Origin of the sequence: Microbacterium sp. NPDC078814 (genome assembly GCF_040702645.1) — a bacterium.
GTDB lineage: Bacteria > Actinomycetota > Actinomycetes > Actinomycetales > Microbacteriaceae > Microbacterium.
The window spans coordinates 1-3,663 of sequence record NZ_JBFBLT010000029.1 but is presented as its reverse complement, the minus strand read 5'-3'; the positions used below and the strand labels follow the sequence as shown (position 1 = coordinate 3,663).

The 3,663-nt window shown below is 61.8% G+C and carries 7 protein-coding genes; all 7 read right to left on the bottom strand.

The annotated features are described in order from the left end of the window. Positions 1-440: 440 nt before the first annotated feature. Positions 441-857 carry a hypothetical protein gene (locus tag AB0300_RS18710; RefSeq protein WP_366216678.1) on the bottom strand — a complete coding sequence of 139 codons (417 nt, stop codon included), beginning with the start codon at positions 855-857 and terminating at the stop codon, positions 441-443. Next, positions 857-1,090, bottom strand: a complete 234-nt coding sequence (locus tag AB0300_RS18705) for a glutaredoxin domain-containing protein (protein ID WP_366216677.1) — start codon at positions 1,088-1,090, stop codon at positions 857-859. Before AB0300_RS18705 ends, AB0300_RS18710 begins: the two co-directional genes overlap by 1 nt. After that, the gene (locus tag AB0300_RS18700; RefSeq protein ID WP_126893536.1) at positions 1,090-2,256 is read right to left on the bottom strand and encodes an AAA family ATPase; all 1,167 of its coding nucleotides are present in this window, start codon (positions 2,254-2,256) and stop codon (positions 1,090-1,092) included. Before AB0300_RS18700 ends, AB0300_RS18705 begins: the two co-directional genes overlap by 1 nt. After that, positions 2,253-2,852, bottom strand: a complete 600-nt coding sequence (locus tag AB0300_RS18695) for a hypothetical protein (protein WP_366216676.1) — start codon at positions 2,850-2,852, stop codon at positions 2,253-2,255. Before AB0300_RS18695 ends, AB0300_RS18700 begins: the two co-directional genes overlap by 4 nt. Before the next feature lie 151 nt (positions 2,853-3,003). Then, entirely contained in the window at positions 3,004-3,180 is a 177-nt protein-coding gene (locus AB0300_RS18690; protein ID WP_366216675.1) for a hypothetical protein, read from the bottom strand. 85 nt (positions 3,181-3,265) lie between these two features. After that, complete coding sequence (locus AB0300_RS18685) at positions 3,266-3,400, bottom strand: hypothetical protein (RefSeq protein ID WP_366216674.1); 135 nt, start codon at positions 3,398-3,400, stop codon at positions 3,266-3,268. Further along, on the bottom strand, positions 3,397-3,663 hold a 267-nt coding region (locus AB0300_RS18680; RefSeq protein ID WP_366216673.1), incomplete at its 5' end, for a WhiB family transcriptional regulator. The genes AB0300_RS18685 and AB0300_RS18680, both read right to left, overlap by 4 nt.

Here is a 3,663-nt window from a genome sequence, read left to right as displayed (position 1 = left end):
CCGACAAGGATGACCGGACACGACGGACAACGCCACAACGGCGGCAAAGTCATCGGATGCTCCACGCAGCACGCAGAGTGGCGCCTGTGAGGTGCCAACTCCAGTCGATCGAGTCACCGAGTGACGCCCCACACTTGCATTGGCCGAGGTGAAGGTGGGGGGCATGATCCTCGAGGATGCGAGCCTGCAGACACGCTTGGGCGTGACGCTCGGCTTCGGACGGCTCGCCCTGCGATACCTGGACCAGGAAATCAGCGCTGCTTCCGACGTATGGAATCCGCGCTTCCTCATTGATAGAGATGGGTTCGGTTCGTGTGCGTTCGATGATGCTGTTGACGATCGCGCCCTGGTTTGCCATGAGTGCGTCGGCGGCTACCTGCATGAGAGCGTTCGCGTGTCGGCAACCGTTTCCGTCTCCCTTGCGGAGTGCTGCGATCAGGTCAGAAAGGGGTCGGGTTTCCAAAGCTGTCACCTCCTGCGGGTGTCGTCCATGCGTCTGCCTGGGGGGTGGTGGCGGGTGTCTGCCAGGGTTCGGGTGTGGGCGCCGGACGAGACTGGCCCGTGTTCCGCAGCACCGTCACCCCGTCAACCCACACGAGCAGGTCGTAATACTTCTTGCCCTCATGTTCGCGCTCGACGGTCTCTTCACGGCCGAAGAACGAGATGCGGTCCTTCTCCTGGAACTGGGCCCAGTCGATGTTCTTGCCGCGGATGGTGCGGAAGGTGCGCCCGGTGGTGTCGTACCCGCCCGCGTCGTTCTTCCGGGAGTGGGGTTCGCTCGTCTTGAGTCCCCACGGGCCGTCTGGGCCGACGAGTACCTTGTCGACGAACGCGGATCGGACCTGAATGTCAGCCATCAGCTGTTTCTCCTTGCTTCGATTACTCGGTCAATGCGGTCCGGGCGAAACCCAGACCAATGATCACCGTCTGCCAGCACCACTGGCGCGCTGATGTGGTTGAGCGCCCGCAACAGCGGCAGGTGGTTCTCGGCGGGCAGTTCAATGAACTCCACGCCCTTCTCGGTCAGATATCGGTGTGTTGCTGTGCATTGCACACACGACGGCTTCGTGAACACCACTACTTCGGACATCACCACTCCTGCACCGCGTGCCACGGGAACTGTCCCGCCCCGCCCCGCCTCAACTTCTCTGGCCACTCGCGCAACTCACGCGCTCCTCTCCATGCGACGAATTCGTACAATTCCTGATGTTCGGTGTCCTTTCGGATGCCGTAGCCGAACTCCGGCCACCCCAGCAGCGCAGACGATCCGCGGGGACGCACGTCGCGGATTCCGTTGACGCCAACAGCGTGACCGGCGTGAGCTTCGATCACCAGCGCGACCCCTCGGTCTCGAATCGAATCGAGGGCAGCTATCACAGGGGCAATGTCGTCGTCAGTGTTCATCCGCAGCGCCAGGCGATACAGCGGGCCGATGAATACGACGTCCGGATCATGGCGGTCGATGAGCTGGTGAATGCCTCCGAGTTCGGCCGGGTCTAGAAGGTTCAAGCGGCCCGACAGGCGCATGTGGATGCGTTGAGTCGGATCAGTCATGCCGCGCCGTTGCGCTTGCTCACTCATCCATCTCGCTGCTCGCATCCACTGCTTGCCCGTGTTCTCGGCATCCACAACTAGGGCGGTGATGGGGTCGATCTCATCGAACGTGAACGGGTGAACACCGGCGGCCGGCAGAATGAGCATCTGGCGGACCAGCGTCGTCTTGCCGAGGCCTTCGTGCCCGGTGAGAATGAGGCGGTCCTTGCGTTCCATGAGCCCGGGGATCACCCAGTCTGCGTCGTCGGGGATTTGCAGCACCTCGGCCAGCGTTACGGTGTCAAAGGACGGTGATGCTTGCCGGGTGAGCCCGGACTTTACGTCCTCCCAAACCTGCGCCGGGTCTGTGCCGTGATCCCCCAGCTTCGCCAAACCGTCCTGCAGGACAGTACGGCCAGTTCGCCGCATCGCGTCTTGCTTCACGATCGACGCATACGAGGCGACGAGGGATGGCGCGGTTGCCATGTCTAGCCACCGCCAGGGCTCATCGGGGCCGATGCCGCGAATCCCCCACTCTCCGAAACGACCTTCGATCGTCAGGGCGTCATGTTTCTCCCCTGCCGTGATTGCAGTTCCAAGACGATCGAACAGGACCCCGAGTCGCGAGTCGGCGAAGTCGTCGCCGCGGATGATGAGCGCCGCTTCCCGGAACACGCGGTTCTCGCGAAGCACACAGCCAAGAACGGCTTGCTCTGCGTTCATCTGTACATCCACTCTTCGTTCGACGGGATCTTGACCTGCGGCTTCTGAGGCCGCTTGCCTGCATCACGTTCCGCGAACTCCTGCTGCTTCCGCATGCCGTTCTTCCACGTTCTCCCCCAGTCGAGCTTCACGCCCTTCTGGCCCGGGATTGCCGCCCAGTAGTCGACGAACTCGATGGTCTTCCTATCGATGTCGACCAGCGGCACTTCCTCCTTCGCCCATGCGCGCATGTCGTCGCTGATGTCGAAGGGTTCTGGGACGCGTGAACCGCGCGAAGCGCCTTCTACTTCTTTAGAAGTAGGGGTCGGGTCGGGTCGGGTCGGGTCGGGGTTACGAACGTTTTCCGAACCGTTCGGACCTGTTCGCCCGAACGGTTCCTGTTCTTCCGCGTCTTTCTGCGGTTTCCCTTGCTTACGTCGCGCTCGCAACTCCCGCATGCGTTCCCTACTCGCGGCCCGCTCAGCGTCTACGTCTTCCTTACGTGGCTGGTACGCGTGCCAGTTGTAGAACTCGTATCCGTCAGACGTACGGCCCCAAAGACCCGCGTCGATGAGGGCCGCCGGCGCTGCGGGCGGTGTTCCCCACTGCTCAAGCATGTATGCCGGGACGTGACCGTCAGTGAGTTGATCGGCGCACCATGAGCCGGCAAGGGTCCAAACTCCGATAGCAGCGAACCGGTGGCGCCTGGGGATGGACAAAAACTTCTTGGACGAATGCAACCCGTCGTCGACTTTGAACCATGCCAAGTCAGTCGCCCCCTTCGATGAGCCGGACAACAAGTGCCGGATCGAAGCCCGTGATATCGACGATCTTCCCAAAAGGCACCTTGTAGTTATAAGCGAGCCGAACGTACATTCCAGCGTGCCGGTCGTCGACAGTCAGCATCGAAAGGTAGGACTCCGCGACGATTGTTCTGCCATCCATTACGATCTCCCTTCCGTAATCCAGAATCGCGAAACTGGCGACTTCGCACCCGTTAGGCTGTGGATAGCCCTGTGCAAATCCAAGGTCACTCCTTCTCGCGGTTGTTGGGGCAGTTCGGGTTGCCTACCGTGAACGGGTTGCGACACTTCCCGCAGACGTGCTCCGGCGCTTCCCTGGGGTACGTGGTTGGGATCGCGCCCGGTGCTGTGATGTAACTCATGCGGCGCTCCTTCTCCTGAGTCGTCCGAGGCGGCGTGGTGAGAGGCCACCCCAGATGCCGGATGTTTGGCCGGTGCGTACAGCGAAGGTGATGCACTCGGCTTGTACGGGGCATGTTTTGCAGATGGCGATGGCTGCTTCTGCGGTGGGCCTGTCGCCGTTCTTCGGGAACCATGCGTCCGGGTTCGTGGTGGCGCATGCGGCGTCTTGCATCCACGGTTCCGGGGTCAGGTTGTCCTCCGTATACACACGAATCGTCATGCT

What these genes read in the sequence shown, in the direction of transcription:
- AB0300_RS18710 (WP_366216678.1), bottom strand. Translation starts at nt 857, where the DNA reads ATGGCTGACATTCAGGTCCGATCCGCGTTCGTCGACAAGGTACTCGTC.
- AB0300_RS18685 (WP_366216674.1), bottom strand. Translation starts at nt 3,400, where the DNA reads ATGAGTTACATCACAGCACCGGGCGCGATCCCAACCACGTACCCCAGG.
- AB0300_RS18690 (WP_366216675.1), bottom strand. Translation starts at nt 3,180, where the DNA reads ATGGATGGCAGAACAATCGTCGCGGAGTCCTACCTTTCGATGCTGACT.
- AB0300_RS18705 (WP_366216677.1), bottom strand. Translation starts at nt 1,090, where the DNA reads ATGTCCGAAGTAGTGGTGTTCACGAAGCCGTCGTGTGTGCAATGCACA.
- AB0300_RS18700 (WP_126893536.1), bottom strand. Translation starts at nt 2,256, where the DNA reads ATGAACGCAGAGCAAGCCGTTCTTGGCTGTGTGCTTCGCGAGAACCGC.
- AB0300_RS18695 (WP_366216676.1), bottom strand. Translation starts at nt 2,852, where the DNA reads ATGCTTGAGCAGTGGGGAACACCGCCCGCAGCGCCGGCGGCCCTCATC.